Source organism: Streptomyces sp. TRM49041 (assembly GCF_008271805.1).
In the GTDB taxonomy this organism is placed as follows: domain Bacteria; phylum Actinomycetota; class Actinomycetes; order Streptomycetales; family Streptomycetaceae; genus Streptomyces.
In genome coordinates this window covers 1-15,814 of record NZ_VSRY01000049.1, presented here as the reverse complement: position 1 = coordinate 15,814, position 15,814 = coordinate 1, and the positions used below count along the sequence as shown (strand labels likewise).

Below are 15,814 nucleotides of genomic sequence, written 5' to 3'. Positions count from 1 at the left end.
CCCCACGCATCGGCGCCCTCCTCCGCCTTGCACCTGCACGCACCAGACCCCGCTCACCAGCAGGACAAGGGAACCCGGCTCGGCTGCCGACATGATCCGCCGGACACTCCCTAGTCGAACCAGCGGTCCCTCGCCAGTTCCTCCGTCCTCGACGGGTCCTCCAGGAGCGCCGCCACCTCGAACCGGCGCGGCCACTGGCCCGCCGCCCAGGCCAGGCCCGCCGCCACGCCCTCCAGGGTCGCCGCGTGGAGCGTGCCGTCCGGGGCGCGGCGCCAGTCCAGCTCGACGCCGCCGGCGACCAGTTCCTCGTGCTCCACGTACGTCGCCGGGGTCGCCGGACCCAGCAGGGCGTGGACCGACTCGGGGACGTCGTGCTCCTCGCCCTCGGTCGTGACCGGCGCCTCCACCGCCTCGCTCAACCGCCGCACCTGGAGCAGCTCCGCCAGGTCCGCCGCCCGGGACGGGGCCACCGGCACCAGGGGCAGGCCGCCGGCGAGGGGCAGCAGGTCAGGGGCGTCGGCCACGACGGCGTCGGCCGCGTCCACCACGCGTACGTCGCCGTCGACCACGGCGCGCAGCTCGTCGGGGAGCGTGACCTGCTCGGGGTCCAGGTCGGCCAGCGCCGAGTACAGGGCGTGCAGCTGGGCCCCGGTGACCTCCCGGTCCGGGTCCGCCAGGCGCGTGAGCAGCTCCGCCGCGCCGCCCGGCTCGTCCAGGAGGGCCGCCACCGACGTACGGACGCCCAGCGCGTGCAGCACCTGCGCGTCGCCGAAGCCCGTCGTGTCGGCCGACTCGTACAGGCCCTCCAGGAGCGGATCGGCGCCCGCCGCGCGCAGGCCGGCGGGGCGGCGGCCGTCCAGGACCGGGTGGTCCCGCAGCCACCAGGCCGTGTAGGAGTGCACCGTCTCGGTCGTGCCGTCCGGCAGCAGGATCCGCACCGGCTGCGTCAGCGCGTCCCGCAGCGGGGGCCGTGACAGGAGGGCCAGCGCCTGCGGCCACGCGTCGTCGTCGACCAGATCCAGGTCCCGTACGGCGACGATCTCCGTCGCGACCGGCGGGACCGGCGTGTCGGGCAGGCGGTCCAGGATGTCCTCGCACCACACATCGACCGCGTCCAGCAGGCCCACGTCGTCCGGCTCGGCGTAGTCGGTGTCGCGCGGCTCCAGTTCGTCCGGGTCCAGGACGACATCGGTGGCCCGTACAAGGGCGAAGTCGGCCAGCACCCCGCAGGCGGCCAGCGGCTGCTCACCCCAGCGGTCCGCCAGCTCCGCGTCGCACAGGGCCAGTTCGCCCTCCCGCATGACCGACGCGAACGGGCTGCCCGGCAGGACCAGTTCACCCGCCGGGGCCGGCTCCCCGTCCTCGTCCGGCAGGGCAAGCGCGCCCAGCCACGGCTCGTCGCCCGGCTCCAGGGCCGCGTCCCGCACCAGGGCGAGGACCGTCTCGGCGAGCTCGTCGGCGTCCAGGGCGTTCTCGTCCCAGACCTCCTCCGCCTCCAGCGAAGCCGCGACCGCCGCCCGCACCTGGGGTGTCGTGAGCACCGCGCGCGGGGTCGCCGGGAGGGCGCCGAGCTTCTCCAGGATCGGGTGCGCGGCGTCCGGGTGGGCGACCTTCAGGCCGAGGCGGGCCAGGTCCGCCGGGGTGTCCGGGAGGGGGAGGAGGACCTGGCGGGGGCCGATGGTGGTGCGGTTGTCCGCCAGGGGCACCGGGAGGCCGGTGAGGCGGTCGGGGTCGACGCCCGCCAGCGAGTCGTACAGCCGGTGCCACCACTCGGGAGCCCGCTCCGCGCCGGCGAGGCGGTCGATGGCGTCGCCCAGCGGGAGCCGGGCCACGCCCAGCGCACGCAGCTCGGCGCGGCGCTCGAGCCCCGCGGGCAGCAGCGTCGGCAGGACCTCGGCCAGGACCCGTACGGTGTCGGCGCCGGCGCCCTCGACGACCTCCGCCTCGAACGGGCGCAGCGCCGTCAGCTCCTCGGACGGGGCGGCCGGGGCCAGGAACGCGACCCGGGGGAGGAGCTCCAGGATCGCCCCGCGGATCGCGCCGTCCAGGACGCCCTTGCCGAGCGGGCCCGGCACGAGGTCGATCGTCCCGGTCGTCACCGGACGCCAGTCGGCGAGCAGCTCGGCGTACGCGTCGGCCGCCCTCGCCACGATGTGGTCCGTCAGCGGGCCGGGCGCCGGGTGGCGGCGGGTGGAGTCCAGCGGGAACGACGCGATGAGCAGGGCCGGTACGGTCAGCGGCTCGTCGGTCGGCGTCGGCGCGTGCACCACGGGTGTCGTGTCCGGGTACTCGGGGGCGCCCTCCGCGTCGACCGGGACGGCCCAGGTGACCGACCAGTACGGGCGGAGCCGCTCCTCGACCGGGCGGTCCTTCAGCAGCTCCGGGGCGATGGGCCCCTGGTGGCTGACGGTGCGCCAGCGGGCGATGCCGCGGGCGGAGTCGTCGATGAGCGTGTACGCCTCGTCCTGGCTGCGGGTGAGGGTGCGGGCGCCCTCCGGGGTCTCCACGACGATCTCGGCCAGGCCCGGCAGGGTGAGGAGGAGGGCGTCGCCGATACCGGCGAGGAGGCGATCCACCAGGTCCACGGCGCCGGCGTCGCGCAGCGGGAGGACGACCACCGTGTCGTACCCGGCGGGCGGGGCGCCCTCGGCGGGCAGCGGGAGGCGCAGCAGCGGTACGTGGCCGTCGCGGCGGCGCAGCTCGTCACCCAGGCCGGGGCTGGCCTGCGCGGCCCGCGCGGCCATGTCGCGGGCCTCGGCGAGTGACCAGCGCACGCCGCCGTGCCGGCCGATGACCGCCGGTTCGTCGCTCACCGCGAGGACCGCGGCGAAGCCGACGCCGAACCGGCCGACCGCGCCCTCGTGGCCCTCCCGCTTGGCGGACGCGCGGAGCGTGGACAGCGACTCGACGCCGGTCGCGTCCAGCGGCGCGCCCGTGTTGGCGGCGGCGAGGACCGCGGGGCCGTGCGCGTCGGCCGGGTGCAGGGTGAGCCGGAGGCGCCCGGGGACGGCGGCGCGGGCGGCGGCGTCGGCGGCGTTCTGGGCCAGCTCGACGATCAGCCGGTCGCGGTAGCCGCCGAGGCTCAGCTCCTCCTCCGCGTTGGCGTCCTCCCGGAACCGCGCGGGACCGGCGCCCCACGCGTCGAGCACCCCGCGTCGCAGCCGCGCGGTCCCGAACGGGTCGGCCCCCTCGCCCGCCGCCGTCGCCCTCACGCTCACGATGTGCTCCGCTCTTCTCGTCGTACGTGCCACTGGGGCCGAAGGTACCGCGCGCTCCCGTCTCCCCCCGCACGACCTTGGGAGCAGGGACCTCCGGCAGCGCTCCCGTACGCCTCGGAAAAAACTTCCGAAGTCACCTGCAACCCCCGCGGGGGTCGCACGTCTGTCCAAGTGAAGGCAGCGATACGGCCGACGGAACCGGGGGGACCGGGACCAGAGCCGAAGCGACGCCGACATCACTTGCGAAGCCATGCCGTTCCTGGGGGGAACTCCGTCATGAAGAAGCACCTTTCGTCCCGCATTGCCCTGCGTTCCGTGGTCTCCGCCGCCGCGGTCCTGCTGACCGTCGTCACCCCGGTGGCCCTCACCGCCGCCCCGGCCGTCGCCCGGCCGGTCACCGCCACCGCGGCGGCCACGGCGGGTGTGACCGCCGCCGTCGACATGACCGGCAGCTTCCGGTTGGGGATGCGCAACGGCTTCTCCGCGGAGATCACCAACGGCTCGGGCGCCGCGCTCAAGGGGCAGAAGGGCCTGGTCACGGTCGCCTACGGCAAGCATGTGAACGCGCGGCTGGAGCCGATGACCGCCGACCCCTCCAAGATCGTCGTCGAGCGCCTCAAGGGCGGGCTCTGGGAGCGGCTGACCCTCGCCAAGGGCGAGAACGGCGCCGTCCAGGCGACCTTCCCGCTGCCCGAGGACCTCGCCGCCGGCGCCACCGTGAAGGAACGGTTCCTGGTGACCGTCCTGGGCTCGATCCCCGCCGACGCCGACATGGGCGAGTTCGGCGTCGCCGGGAACGCGGACGGCACCGGCATCGACCGCGCCGGCTTCGGGCTCGGCGATCGCGGCGAGAGCGATGTGCCCGACGTCGTCATCAGCGGGCCGAACGGCCGCCCCGAGCTCGTCACGGGTGGCGAGCCGGTCCCGTTCACCGGCAAGGTCACCAACAGCACCGGCAGGGACATCGACTTCGACCTCCAGGACTTCTTCTTCGTCTCCGGCGGGGACGACGCCGGCGACCTCGACCCGCAGCACGTCACCGTCGAGCGCCGCGACGCCGCCGGCAAGTGGGTCCCCGTCCGGCTCGGCAAGCAGGATCAGGCGGTGCTCGGGAACCTCGACCACGGCGCCCTGAAGAACGGCGAGTCCCGTACGTACGAACTGCGCCTCGGGCTCACCAAGTTCTTCCCGCGCACGGTGACCACCGGCGGGTTCACGCTGAACGGCGGCAACGGCTCCGCCGGCTTCGACTTCTCCGTCACCTACGAGGCCCCCGCCGCCGGCGACCCCGACATCGACCGCGAGCTCGACGTCACCAGCGGCGGCCTGAAGGGAGTCACGCGGCTCAAGGCGGGCGGACCCGCCCGGGAGTTCACCGCCACCATCACCAACAAGGGCAACATCACGCAGGAACTGCACGCGGTCTTCGAGATCGCGGGCAAGGACGCCAAGCGCCGTATCGAGGCCGGTGAGATCCACGTCGAGCAGTACGTCAACGCGGCCGCGGACGGCTGGCGGAGCCTGGCGCTGACGCCCTCCGACTGGACCACCGGCTCCCTCAGGGCCGCCGCCGTCCCGGCCGGGAAGACGCTCGCCCCCGGCGAGAGCGTCAGCTACAAGCTGCGGATCTCCGCGACGGACGCCGTGCAGGCGGAGGCGTTCACATTCGACATCGAGGCGGCCGCCGAGCGCTCCTCCGACCGCGTCAGCCTGCCCTTCGCGGTCGACGGCGCCACCGGTACGGGGACTTCGGCCCCGACGTCCGGCGCGTCCGCGTCGCCGTCCGCCACGCCGGTCACCACCACCACGGTCCCCGGCTCCCCGAACACCACCGGCGAGATGGCGAAGACCGGCAGCGACACCACCACGCCGCTGCTGATCGGCGCCACCGGTGTGCTCGTCGCGGGCGGCGCCGGCGCGCTGCTGATCGCCCGCCGTCGGGCCCTGTGACCTGGGGAAGTAGCCTGCGGGGGCTGAAGATCACGGGGGTGGGGATCGCCGGACGCTCCAGCACGCACCGTGTGACGCTCCGGAGGGACCAGCGCGATGACGACCGCGACTCTCACACCCGTGCCCGTCTCCCGGCCGCCGCTGTGGCAGCGGCTGCTCCGGTCGGGGTTCCGGCTGCTGCCGGGCGGCCGGGACAGGCCGCAGGAGCCAGGCCCCGGGGTGGGGGCGGGGACGGGAACGGATGCGGGGCCGGGGCCGGCACAGGTGCCGGGCCGGGCCCGGGCAACGGACCGGGACCCCTCCCCGCGCCCGACGGTCACCGACCTCTACCACTCGCACAGATTGTCCATGGTGCGGCTCGCCCTGCTCCTGGTGGACGACAGGGCGAGCGCGGAGGACGTCGTCCAGGACGCGTTCGTCGCGCTGTACAAGCGGCACGGCGAGCGCCTGGACGACGTGGACAACGCGCTGGGATACCTGCGTACGTCGGTGGTGAACACGGCCCGTTCGGTGCTGCGGCGCCGCAGGACGGCCCGCGAGTACGTGCCGCCGCACGAGGCCGACGCCCCGTCGGCGGAGGACCACGCGCTGCTGGGCGACGAACACCGCAGGGTGCTGGACGCCCTGCACGGCCTCACGAGCCGTCAGCGGGAGGTGCTGGTCCTGCGGTACTGGTCCGACCTGAGCGAGGCTCGGATAGCCGAGACGCTCGGGCTGTCGCGCGGCGCCGTCAAGTCCACCGCCAGCCGGGCCCTGGACGCGCTGGAGCGCGCCCTGCGGGCCCAGGACCGGTAGCACGGGCCCCGAGGAGGACGATCCGATGACGAACGACACCGAGGAACGGCTCATCCGCGCGCTGGCGGCCCGCGCGGAGCAGGTCACCGCCCACTCGCTGCGCCCCGCGGCCCCGCCCGCCCCCAACTGGGCGGCGCGGGGCCGCGGTCCGCTGATCCTGGCACTGGCCGCGGCGACGGCGTCCGTCGCGCTGCTGAGCACGGCGGCCGTCTCCCTGCTGGCCACCCCGGAGAAGGCCCCCGTCGCCGGGACCCCGTCCGAGGTCTCGGCGCCGCCGTCGCTCACGACGCGCCCGGAGGCGAGCGAGGACCCGCCTCCTGCCACCCCGGCCGCGCCGGTGTCGCCCGGCGGCGGGGAGTCCTCGCGGGACACCGCGCCGCCCGTGTCCCGCTCGGTGACCGTCGTCTTCGCCGAGACCGGCAAGCCCCTGACGCTGCGCACCGGTGGTGAGGCGGTCACGTTCACGGTGACGATCACCAACAACACCGGCGTGACCGTGCAGGACGCCGCCGACATCCTGACGATCAGGCCGGAGGGCGGGGCGGCCGGAGCACTCGGGGCCGGTGACATCAAGGTGTCCCGCCTCGGCCCGGACGGACGCTGGCAGGCGGTCGGCTCCGCCGGCTCCTCCGGCTACGAGGCCCGCCTGGCGAGCGGCGCACTGGAGGAGTCCGAGGAGCGCACCCACACACTCCGCATCGCCCTGGGCGAGTCCTTCCCCACGGGAGTGAGCCGCCTCCAGGCGGCCGTCTTCAGCAACGGCGGCGGCGAGTCCGTCACGCTGGACGGCTGATCCACCGGGCGCGCCCGGCCCTTCCCGCCGGCCCCGCCCCGGGGCCGGCGGGACCAGGGACTACGAGTGGCCCAGGTCCTCGGCTTCCGCGTCCGGGGTCTCCGGGACCGAGCCGCTGTCGCGGGACGGGCGCAGGGGGAACTCGTCCGCGCCCATCGAGTCGAGGACCGGCGCCGCCGGACGGGGCGGCTTCGGCATGACCGCCGCCTCGGAGTGGCCGCCGCAGCCGTAGTCGAGGGAGACGACCCGCCCGTCCGCCGGGGAGAACTCGTTGGCGCAGACGCCGAACGCCTGCCCAAGGGACCCCCCGATCCGCATCAGGAACCCGCACGACACACACGACGCCGGCGCCGCCTGCGCCATCGGGGTCTTCGCCCCGTACGCCTCCTCCCAGCGGTCCGCCGCGACATGCAGCCCGTAGCGGGACAGCACCCGCGCCCGCCGCATGCCCAGTTCCTCGGCGACCGCCGCGATCGAGCCGCGCGACGGCGTACGGGTCACGAACTCGGCGTCCTCGACGTCGGCCCGGTCCGTCAGCTCCTCCGACACGGCGGAGTCCGGCGGCGGCACGTCCTCGCCCGTGTAGCCCGGCTCCAGGCGGAGGTCGTCCGCCTCCGTGGGCAGCAGGTCACCGGGCCCCATGTCGCCGGGGCGCAGCCGTTCGCTCCACGGCACCCACTCGGGCGCCAGCATCGCGTCCGGCCCCGGGAGCAGGACCGTCTCGTCGAGCGTCACGGCCTTCGCGCGGGACGCGCGGGCGACCGTCACCGCCCAGCGCCAGCCCCGGTACCCGGGCTCCGCGCACTCGAAGAAGTGCGTGACGACCCGGTCGCCGTCGGCCACCGCCTCCACGTACTCACCGACGACGCCTGGCGCCGCCGCTTCCTCGGCGGCCTCGCGGGCGAGGTCTACCGCCTCGGCGCACAGGCGGTCCAGAGCGGGGGCACGCCGGGCACGGCTTCGCGTCGTCGCAGCACTCACAGGTCTCGCTTCTCTCCTACGCCGTCTCACAGGTGCGCCGGCCGATGCGCGACTGCACGGGCGTCGGACGGAGCGGACCCGGGGACCGCATCGACGTCCGCGCCCGACGTGCTCGGGCACACCTCATGTCATCCATTCTGCGGGATGCCGAAGAGGCGTGCGGCCGAGAACTTTCCGCCGGTGGCGCGCTACGCACGCTACCCCCTTCACAGCCCGCGGCCCACATGCCCGTCCCAAGTAACCGTTCACGGACCGGGCGGGTGGGGCACTATGGCGACGTGGCAACCGCTCGGTGGTCCCGGAAACCGTCGCAGCGCGCCGGCCGGGCCGAGCGCGCCGGACGGCTCGGCGCGGCGGGCCGGCGCATCGGCCACGCAGCGCATCTGCCGTTCACGTCCACCGCCCGCGGCATCCGCCGCGCGACCCATGCGCACGGTGCGGGGGAGTCCGGCCTCGGCAAGCTGATTGAGCTGCACGCCGTCAACGGCGCGGGCGATGTCATGATCACCGTGGCGCTCGCCTCGACCGTCTTCTTCTCCGTGCCGACGGACGAGGCCCGCGGCCGCGTCGCGCTCTACCTGGCGATCACACTCACCCCGTTCGCGCTCCTCGCACCCGTCATCGGCCCCCTCCTCGACCACATCCCGCACGGCCGCCGCGCCGCCATGGCGGGCGCCATGCTGGCCCGTGCCTTCCTCGCCCTCACCCTGTCGGGCGCGGTCGCCACGGGCGGCCTCGAGCTCTACCCGGCGGCGCTCGGCGTGCTCGTCTCCTCCAAGGCGTACGGCGTCGTCCGCTCCGCCGTCGTACCCCGTCTGCTGCCGCCCCGCTTCTCCCTCGTGAAGGCCAACTCGCGGGTGACCCTCGCCGGGCTCCTGGCCACCGGTCTGGCCGCGCCCATCGGCGTCGGACTGCACAGGATCGGCCCCGAGTGGCCGCTGTACGGGGCGTGCGCGCTCTTCGTCGCCGGAACGTTCCTGGCGTTCACGCTGCCGCACAAGGTGGATTCGGCGAAGGGCGAGCGCAAGGCGCACATGCTCACCCACGGTGAGCAGAAGCCCAGCCTGCGCACCGTCGGGCCGGCCGTCCTGCACGCCCTCCAGGCCAACGCCGCCATCCGCGGCCTCTCCGGGTTCCTGATCTTCTTCCTGGCGTTCCTGCTCCGCGTTCACCCGGTCGGCGGGCAGAGCGCCGCCGTCTCGCTGGTGATCGTCGGCGTGGCCGCCGGCACCGGCAACGCGTGCGGTACGGCGATCGGCGCATGGCTGAAGGCCCGCGCACCCGAAGTGATCATCGCGACCATGCTGATCCTCGTCCTGACCGCCGCCATCGCCGCGGCCGTCTTCTTCGGCGGGCTCGTCATCGCCGTGCTCGGCGCGGTCGCCGGACTGGCGCAGGCCCTGTCGAAGCTGTCCCTCGACGCCCTGATCCAGCGGGACGTCCCGGAGGCCGTACGCACCTCGGCCTTCGCCCGCTCCGAGACGCTCCTCCAGATGTCCTGGGTGGTCGGCGGCGCCGTCGGTATCGCCCTGCCCCTCAACGGCACCCTCGGCATGTCGGTCGCCGCGGCCATCCTCGCCCTCGGGGTCGTCGTCGCCGGGCGCGGGCTCCTCTCGTCCGCGCGCCAGGGCGGTGGCGCGCCACGCCGTCCGCGCGTCGCATGAGCCCCCCATGCGCCACCGGCGGCCCGGCCCGATAGCCTTCGCCCCATGACCGTTGCGTTCTTCTCCGGAAAGGCCCGCCGGGCCGGCGTCGCCCTGGGTGCCGTCTCCGCCGGCCTGATCGTCCTCTCCGCGTGCGGCTGGGCAAAGCCGACACCGACCGCGACCGTGACGGTCGGCTCCGACTCGTACCACACCGAGGCCGCGGACAGCTGCTACGACGAGGGCGGCCTCAAGGAGTCCCGCGTCCAGGAGTGCCTCAGCGCCAAGGGCGGCAAGGCCGTCGAGGTGTCCGTGGACGACCGGATCCGCTTCGGTGTCGACCCGGAGATCGCCGACCACGGCTGGACGATCTTCCTCGACGGGGAGCGCGCCGAGCAGGAGCCGTACAAGAACACGTACCGGACGATCGCCGCCAGCGCGTTCTTCGCCGGCCCGTCCATGGGCGGCGAGGCCGCCGACAGCATCAGGGTCTCGATCCTGGAGACGGATTCCCAGAGCAAGAAGGCCATCGGCGTCTACCGCTTCCTCCTCAAGAAGGTGTGACCCTGCGCGTCCTGGTCGTGACCGCCGTGGCGGCGGAGGCGCACTCCGTCGCCGGAGGGCTGGTCGGCTGCGCCGCCCGGTCCTCCCGGCCCCTGCCGAGCGGCCACACCGTGACGAGCCACCTGCTCGCCGGGCGGACCCTGGCCCGGCTCACCGGGTCCGCCGCGCCCGCCGTCGACATCCTCGCGGCGGGTGTCGGGCCCGCGGCGGCGGCGGTCGGCGCCGCGACCGCGCTGGCCACCGCCCCTCACCCGTACGACCTGGTGATCACCGCCGGGATTGGCGGCGGGTTCGCGCCCCGCGCCCCGCTCGGGTCGCTCGTCGTGTCGGACACCATCGTCGCCGCCGACCTGGGCGCCGACACGCCCGACGGGTATGTGCCCGTCGAGGACCTCGGCTTCGGTCGCTCGGTCCACACACCGCCGGCGGAGCTGACGGCCGGGATCGCGGAGGCGATACGCGGAGCGGGACGCCCGTGCCTGCTCGCCCCCGTGCTGACCGTCTCCACCGTCACCGGCACCGCAGCCCGAACCGCCGAGCTGACCGCCCGTCACCCGCGGGCCGGCGCCGAGGCGATGGAGGGCTTCGGTGTGGCGGAGGCCGCCGCCGCGCACGGCGTGCCCGCCGTCGAGCTCCGCGCCGTCTCCAACACCGTCGGCCCGCGCGACCGCGCGGCGTGGCGGATCGGGGACGCGCTGGACGCGCTGCGGGCAGCGTTCGAGTCACTGAGCACCGCGGTCTTCGTGGAGCCCCAGGACCCCGCCGACCCCGCCGACCCCGCTGGGTCCGCTGAGTCCGCGGCGTCCCCCGTTTCGCCGAAGTCGCCGAAGTCGCCGAAGCCGCCTGGGACGCCGGAGGCTCCTGAGGCGCGGTGGAGGAGTGAGGACCGCCCATGACACGCATCGCGTACTCCCCCTGCCCCAACGACACGTTCGTCTTCCACGCGTGGGCGCACGGCCTGGTGCCCGGCGCGCCGGAGCTGGACGTCACCTTCGCCGACATCGACATCACGAACGGCATGGCGGAGCGGGGCGAGCTGGACGTCCTGAAGGTGTCGTACGCGGTGCTCCCATGGGTCCTGGACGAGTACGCCCTGCTGCCGTGCGGCGGCGCGCTGGGGCGCGGCTGCGGTCCGCTGGTGCTGACCCGCGAGCCCGGGAACCGAGAGGTCGGGGGACTCTCGGGCCGGACGGTCGCGGTGCCGAGCGAGCGCTCGACGGCCTATCTGCTGTTCCGGCTGTGGGCGGCGGAGACCGTCCCGGGCGGGGTGGGCCGGGTGGTCGTGCTCCCCTTCCACGAGATCATGCCCGCGGTGCGGGACGGGAAGGTCGACGCGGGTCTCGTCATCCACGAGGCACGCTTCACGTACCAGCGGTACGGGCTCCACCGCCTAGTCGACCTGGGCGAGCACTGGGAGACCACGACGGGGCACCCCATCCCGCTGGGCGCGATCATCGCGAAGCGGTCGCTGGGCGCGCCGACGCTGCGGCGCCTCGCGGAGTCGGCGCGGGAGTCGGTACGGATGGCCTGGGCGGCGCCGGACGTGTCGCGGGCGTACGTACGCGAACACGCCCAGGAGATGGACCCGTCGGTGGCCGATCAGCACATCGCGCTCTACGTCAACGGCTACACCGAGGACTTGGGCGCCGCCGGGTACGCGGCGGCGAGCGCGCTCCTGGACCGCGCGTCGGCCGAGAAGCTGGTTCCGGGGGTCGCCCCGGGGGCCTTGGACTTCGTCTAGGCCCCGGGGCTTTCTCCCGTGGAGGGTCAGACGTCCAGTTGGTCGGCCACCGCCCGGAGGAGGCCGGCGATCTTCTTGCCGTGGGTCCTGTCGGGGTAGCGGCCGCGCTCGAGCATCGGGGTGATGTTCTCCAGGAGCGTCGTCAGGTCCTGGACGATGGATGCCAGTTCGTCCGGTTTGCGTCGCTGTGCGGCGGCGACCGACGGTGCCGGTTCGAGGACCGTCACCGACAGCGCCTGGTCACCTCGCTGGCCCGCGACCACGCCGAACTCCACACGCTGTCCGGGCTTCAGGCTGTCGATCCCGGCAGGGAGCACCGACGAGTGAACGAAGACGTCGCCGCCGTCGTCGCGGGAGAGAAAGCCGAAGCCCTTCTCGCTGTTGAACCACTTGACCTTGCCGGTAGGCACGTCCTGTCCTCGTCCTCGTACTCGTCGGGTCGCCGGAAAACGGCTCTGGATAGCACAGCAGCGGGTCGCTGCGACCCGCCACATACCAAGGCTAATGGTCCCGCCCCTGCTGACAAGACGTCGCCGGTCTGTTCCTCCGGCCTGGGAACTACCCTGGCCGAATGCGTAGTGAAACCACCACGAGCGGCGCCGTGCCCGGTGACGGGCTCATTCGTGTCGGAGCCGTCGTCTTCATCATCGGCGCGATCGCCACACTGGTCACAGTGGCACCGCTCTTCCTGGGGACGGAACCGTTCCCCACGCTTGCCTACTGCGTGTCCATGCTGATGGGCGTCGGGTTCCTGGTCGCCGCCGCCGGAGTGCTCCGGGCCATCGCCGCGCAGCGGCGTCAGGCCAGGGCCTCCGTACCCGCCGCGTAGGCCGCCCACCAGGCGGGAAACGCCGTCAGATCAGGCAGAACGACATCCGCGCCGGCCGCGCGCAGCTCGTCCTCGCCGTACGGTCCGGTGGCCACCGACACGGCCAGCGCGCCGGCCGCGCGGGCGCCGCGTATGTCTCCCAGGTGGTCGCCGACGTACACGGTCGCGCCGTGCTCGCGCAGCGCCTCCGCCTTGGCCTCGGCCCACAGTCGGCCGATCACGGCGTCGGGTTCCAGCCCCAGGTGGGAGACGTGGAGTCTGGCGTGCGGCTCGTTCTTCGCCGTCACGACGAGGCTCCGCCCGCCGGCCGACCGAACGGCTTGAATCGCATCCCCGGCGCCGGGCAGCGCGAGCGAGGGCTTGATCGCGTGTGTGGGATAGATCTCACGGTACGCGGCGGCCATCTCCTCGACCCGGTCCTCGGGGAACCAGTACGCCAACTCGTGTTCGAGCGGCGGTCCCAGGCGGGTCACCGCCAGATCGGCGTCGATCCACACCCCGGTGAGGGCCGAAAGCTCCTGATATGTCGCGCGGATGCCGGGGCGCGAGTCGATGAGGGTCATGTCGAGGTCGAATCCCACGGTGATGGCCATGAGGGCCATTCTGCCGGGGGGCCGTTCCGGGTCGGTGCCCCGCGCTGGGCTTCGTGCGTCGGTCGGTGTGGTGGTCGGGTGCGGCGTGTGTGCTGTGCCGCGTCCGGTTTCGTGAGCCGGCGGGGTGGTCGTCAGGTGCGGCGCGCGCGCCAGAGCAGATACAGCGCGGAGGCAAGGGCGGCCGCGCGGACGGTCCACGGCCACATGCCCGTCAGGGCTTCGCCCAGTGCCTCGCCGCCCGCCGGGATGGGCTCGCCCCAGCGGCCGTCGAGGCGGCCCCACAGCCAGACGACGCCCCCCGCCACGGCCAGCCCCGGCAGGCCCAGGACCGCCCACTTCGCCTGCGCCCGGCTGAGGCGGCGCGATGCGTACGCCAGGAGCCAGCCGCCCGCGAGCGCGAGCCACGAGCCGAGTACCGTGCCCGCGACCAGCAGCCCCGCGGCGGCCAGCAGCATGGGGTTGCGGAATCTGCGCGGTGCGGCGGCGGCTTCGGCCTCCTCCCCGGCGGCCGGCGCGGCCTCGGCCCCGGCGGCCTTGCGGCGGCGCGGCAGCAGTCTCGGCAGACGGCGCGCCGTGGCGGCGGGCGTGGAAGCGCTCTTGGAGGCGCTCTTCGCGGCACCCTCCTCGGGCTTCTTCCCCGCGGCCTCCGCCTCCGCCTCCTCCGCCTCCGCTTTCTTCGGCGGCTCCAGCAGCTCCGGCACCTCCACGCCACCCGTGAACCCGGGCACCACACTCCACCAGTCCGGCTCGGGCCCAGGATCGCCCGTCGGCTCCGCCCCGGCCGGCCTCGCCGCCGTCGCCGCGTCCTCGCGGAACCGTGGCGTCCGGGCGGTCCGCTGTCCCGGCAGCGTCAGCCCGCCGCTCGCCACGGCGGCCACCACCGCGTCGGGCGTGCCCAGCCGGGCGAGGATGCGCCGTACCGCCGCGGGGCTGTCCGCCGTACCGCTGCCGCCGCCGCCCATGCTGCCGCCGCCCATGCTGCCGCCACCTGTGCGCTGCCGGGCGATCTCGTCCCGCAGCGACGCCACGAGACTCATCCGCTCTTTCGACGGCAGTTGCCGCTGCTGGGCCAGGTCTCCGACCCGGCTCAGATAGTCGAAGACCAACTGGTCGCTCTCGATCCCCACCGTGCCCCTCCATGGCCGCCGCCGCCTGGCCGACGCCCCGACGTTAGCGCCTGCGGCCGAGCCAGGGGCTAACGTGGTGCGGATGGCTACCGGCGAGACCGAGCGGGAGGCGTACGTGCCCGAGGAGCAAGGCGGTACGGCGGCGCCCCGCACCCTCGCGGAGGCGCTGCGGGCCAGGGGCGACGAGGGGCTGGCCGCGCTGCTGCGCGCCAGGCCCGACCTGCTGGCGCCGGTGCCGAACGACCTGACCCAGCTGGCCACCCGGGCCGGCACCCGTGCCTCGGTCGTGCGGGCCCTGGAGCATCTGGACCGCTTCACGCTCCAGACCGCCGAGGCGCTGGCCGTGGCGCCGGACCCGGCGCCGTACCGCGCGCTGCTCGCCCTCATGGCCGGGGACGCGGGCGACCCGCGGGTGGAGGCGGCCCTGCCGGGCGCCGTCGAGGTCCTGCGCGAACAGGCCCTGGTGTGGGGCGGCGACGACCGCCTCCGGCTCGTACGCACCGCCCGCGAGATCCTCTCCCCGTCGCCGCAGCACCCGTCCCCGACCGGGCTCGGGCCGACCGTCGCGGAGGCCACCGCCGGCATGTCGCCGGGCCGCCTCCAGGAGATCCTCCAGGCCGCCGGGCTGCCCAGCACACACGACCCGGTGTCCGCCGTCGCCGCGCTGACCGGGCTGTTCACCGACCGCGCCCGGATGGACACCCTGCTGGACCAGGCCCCGGCGGAGGCGCTCGCAGTGCTGGACCGGCTGGTGTGGGGCCCGCCGTACGGCGAGGTGACCGCCAACCCGACACCACCCGTCCGCTGGTTGCGCGACCACGGGCTGCTGCTGCCCACGACGGCCCGCACGGTGGCGTTGCCGCGCGAGGTGGCACTGCATCTGCGGGCCGGGCGGGCCCACCGGACGCCCGAGCCGGTGCCGCCCGCCGTCGAATCCGCCCGCGAGTACCGTCCACAGGTTGTGGACAGTACGGCGGCGGGCCAGGCGTACACGGCGCTCGCGACCGCCGAGGAACTCCTGAAGAAGTGGAACGAGGGCGGCCCGGCGGTGCTCCGCGCGGGCGGCATCTCCGTCCGCGACCTCAAGCGGACTGCGGTACAGCTGGACTTGGCGGAGCCGGTCGCCGCGTTCTGGCTGGAGCTGCTGTACGGGGCGGGGCTGATCGCCGCGGACGGCCAGGCCGACGAGCGGTACGCCCCGACGCCCGCGTGCGACGACTGGCTCGACCTGCCGCCCGCGCGCCGCTGGGCCCACCTGGCCGCGACCTGGCTCACCGCGACCCGCACGTCCGGGCTCGTGGGCGGTCAGGACGCCAAGGGCCGCACCCTGTCCGTGCTCGGCCCCGACCTGGACCGGGGCGCCGCGCCCGAGGTGCGCCGCCGGGTACTGGACCTCCTCGCCGCCCTGCCGCACGGTGCCGCCCCGGACCCGCAGGCCCTCCTCGCCCGCCTCCGCTGGGAGCGCCCCCTGCGCGGCGGCGCCCCCGTCGCGGGCCTCCGCGCCCGCCTGGCCACCTGGACGCTGACGGAGGCCGAACTCCTGGGCGTGACGGGCAGGGGCGCCCTGTCGAGCCACGGGC

At 74.8% G+C, this 15,814-nt stretch carries 13 protein-coding genes and 1 pseudogene; 9 read left to right on the top strand and 5 right to left on the bottom strand.

Annotated features, from left to right (window positions below; translation table 11 throughout):
* Nucleotides 1-110 precede the first annotated feature (110 nt).
* Nucleotides 111-3,218 carry a sacsin N-terminal ATP-binding-like domain-containing protein gene (locus tag FVS66_RS02430; protein WP_149179283.1) on the bottom strand — a complete coding sequence of 1,036 codons (3,108 nt, stop codon included), beginning with the start codon at nucleotides 3,216-3,218 and terminating at the stop codon, nucleotides 111-113.
* Nucleotides 3,219-3,494: 276 nt separating this feature from the next.
* Here FVS66_RS02430 and FVS66_RS02425 point away from each other — a divergent pair, with 276 nt between their 5' ends.
* The 3 genes from FVS66_RS02425 to FVS66_RS02415 all read left to right on the top strand — a co-directional run bounded on the left by FVS66_RS02425 (nucleotide 3,495) and on the right by FVS66_RS02415 (nucleotide 6,756).
* Nucleotides 3,495-5,168 (top strand): LAETG motif-containing sortase-dependent surface protein, encoded by a 1,674-nt coding sequence (locus FVS66_RS02425; protein WP_149179282.1) that lies wholly within the window; start codon nucleotides 3,495-3,497, stop codon nucleotides 5,166-5,168.
* Nucleotides 5,169-5,264: 96 nt separating this feature from the next.
* Nucleotides 5,265-5,963, top strand: coding sequence for a SigE family RNA polymerase sigma factor (locus FVS66_RS02420; protein WP_149179281.1), 699 nt, complete (start codon nucleotides 5,265-5,267; stop codon nucleotides 5,961-5,963).
* A 25-nt stretch (nucleotides 5,964-5,988) separates the two neighbouring features.
* On the top strand, nucleotides 5,989-6,756 hold the full coding sequence (locus FVS66_RS02415; protein ID WP_149179280.1) for a hypothetical protein: 768 nt from the start codon (nucleotides 5,989-5,991) through the stop codon (nucleotides 6,754-6,756).
* A 60-nt stretch (nucleotides 6,757-6,816) separates the two neighbouring features.
* On the opposite strand, the gene FVS66_RS02410 is transcribed toward FVS66_RS02415, so the two are convergent.
* On the bottom strand, nucleotides 6,817-7,737 hold the full coding sequence (locus FVS66_RS02410) for a DUF3027 domain-containing protein (RefSeq protein ID WP_149179279.1): 921 nt from the start codon (nucleotides 7,735-7,737) through the stop codon (nucleotides 6,817-6,819).
* Between the two features lie 224 nt (nucleotides 7,738-7,961).
* Here FVS66_RS02410 and FVS66_RS02405 point away from each other — a divergent pair, with 224 nt between their 5' ends.
* The 4 genes from FVS66_RS02405 to FVS66_RS02390 are packed head-to-tail and all read left to right on the top strand — an operon-like array spanning nucleotide 7,962 to nucleotide 11,685.
* Nucleotides 7,962-9,401, top strand: coding sequence for an MFS transporter (locus FVS66_RS02405; protein ID WP_399224715.1), 1,440 nt, complete (start codon nucleotides 7,962-7,964; stop codon nucleotides 9,399-9,401).
* A 45-nt stretch (nucleotides 9,402-9,446) separates the two neighbouring features.
* On the top strand, nucleotides 9,447-9,944 hold the full coding sequence (locus FVS66_RS02400; RefSeq protein WP_149179278.1) for a DUF2771 domain-containing protein: 498 nt from the start codon (nucleotides 9,447-9,449) through the stop codon (nucleotides 9,942-9,944).
* The gene (locus FVS66_RS02395; RefSeq protein ID WP_399224713.1) at nucleotides 9,941-10,840 is read left to right on the top strand and encodes a futalosine hydrolase; all 900 of its coding nucleotides are present in this window, start codon (nucleotides 9,941-9,943) and stop codon (nucleotides 10,838-10,840) included. The genes FVS66_RS02400 and FVS66_RS02395 overlap by 4 nt, the downstream gene beginning before the upstream one ends.
* Nucleotides 10,837-11,685, top strand: a complete 849-nt coding sequence (locus FVS66_RS02390; RefSeq protein ID WP_149179277.1) for a 1,4-dihydroxy-6-naphthoate synthase — start codon at nucleotides 10,837-10,839, stop codon at nucleotides 11,683-11,685. The genes FVS66_RS02395 and FVS66_RS02390 overlap by 4 nt, the downstream gene beginning before the upstream one ends.
* Nucleotides 11,686-11,711: 26 nt before the next feature.
* Here the strand turns inward: FVS66_RS02390 and FVS66_RS36510 are convergent, their stop codons facing one another.
* Nucleotides 11,712-12,095, bottom strand: a complete 384-nt coding sequence (locus FVS66_RS36510; protein WP_149179276.1) for a cold-shock protein — start codon at nucleotides 12,093-12,095, stop codon at nucleotides 11,712-11,714.
* Nucleotides 12,096-12,256: 161 nt separating this feature from the next.
* Here FVS66_RS36510 and FVS66_RS02380 point away from each other — a divergent pair, with 161 nt between their 5' ends.
* Complete coding sequence (locus FVS66_RS02380; RefSeq protein ID WP_187645351.1) at nucleotides 12,257-12,514, top strand: hypothetical protein; 258 nt, start codon at nucleotides 12,257-12,259, stop codon at nucleotides 12,512-12,514.
* Here FVS66_RS02380 and FVS66_RS02375 read toward each other — a convergent pair.
* Complete coding sequence (locus FVS66_RS02375) at nucleotides 12,484-13,116, bottom strand: HAD family hydrolase (RefSeq protein ID WP_399224710.1); 633 nt, start codon at nucleotides 13,114-13,116, stop codon at nucleotides 12,484-12,486. The genes FVS66_RS02380 and FVS66_RS02375 overlap by 31 nt on opposite strands.
* 122 nt (nucleotides 13,117-13,238) lie before the next feature.
* Entirely contained in the window at nucleotides 13,239-14,234 is a 996-nt protein-coding gene (locus FVS66_RS02370) for a hypothetical protein (protein WP_149179273.1), read from the bottom strand.
* 82 nt (nucleotides 14,235-14,316) lie between these two features.
* Here FVS66_RS02370 and FVS66_RS02365 point away from each other — a divergent pair.
* Nucleotides 14,317-15,814 (top strand): annotated as a pseudogene (locus FVS66_RS02365) (DNA-binding protein); the annotation flags it as partial.

Bases quoted from the DNA above. Each gene is read 5' to 3' on its own strand.
- FVS66_RS02425 (WP_149179282.1), top strand. From the start codon at position 3,495: ATGAAGAAGCACCTTTCGTCCCGCATTGCCCTGCGTTCCGTGGTCTCC.
- FVS66_RS02420 (WP_149179281.1), top strand. From the start codon at position 5,265: ATGACGACCGCGACTCTCACACCCGTGCCCGTCTCCCGGCCGCCGCTG.
- FVS66_RS02415 (WP_149179280.1), top strand. From the start codon at position 5,989: ATGACGAACGACACCGAGGAACGGCTCATCCGCGCGCTGGCGGCCCGC.
- FVS66_RS02405 (WP_399224715.1), top strand. From the start codon at position 7,962: ATGCCCGTCCCAAGTAACCGTTCACGGACCGGGCGGGTGGGGCACTAT.
- FVS66_RS02400 (WP_149179278.1), top strand. From the start codon at position 9,447: ATGACCGTTGCGTTCTTCTCCGGAAAGGCCCGCCGGGCCGGCGTCGCC.
- FVS66_RS02390 (WP_149179277.1), top strand. From the start codon at position 10,837: ATGACACGCATCGCGTACTCCCCCTGCCCCAACGACACGTTCGTCTTC.
- FVS66_RS02380 (WP_187645351.1), top strand. From the start codon at position 12,257: ATGCGTAGTGAAACCACCACGAGCGGCGCCGTGCCCGGTGACGGGCTC.
- FVS66_RS02375 (WP_399224710.1), bottom strand. From the start codon at position 13,116: ATGGCCCTCATGGCCATCACCGTGGGATTCGACCTCGACATGACCCTC.